General features: G+C 56.6%; 1 pseudogene. It reads left to right on the top strand.

The features are described from left to right. Nucleotides 1–62 precede the first annotated feature (62 nt). Nucleotides 63–267, top strand: a pseudogene (locus ACPYOJ_RS35590) (MBL fold metallo-hydrolase); the annotation flags it as partial.

The following is a 267-nucleotide window of genomic DNA, read 5'->3' as shown; positions in this document are numbered from 1 at the left end:
GTTCGATACGAAGGGCTCAGTGTCGCCGACTATTACCCAAAGGACGTAACAGGAACAACCAAATGATACGCAGCTTGACAATTTTGACGACGCTCCTCGGATTGAGCATTTGCAATGCGGCGCTCGCAGCGTCCCAGCAGCACCCGGGTGCGGCACAAATGGCCCTCGGCAACGCAAAGATCATTGTACTCCACGACGCTGAAGCGTCCCTGCCCAACGACGGTAAGATCTTTGGTGCAGATGTCGGGCCATCGGCAGTCTCCGAGG

This window comes from Rhizobium sp. SVR5-9E (assembly GCF_056755095.1).
This window is presented reverse-complemented; position numbering and strand designations above follow the sequence as displayed.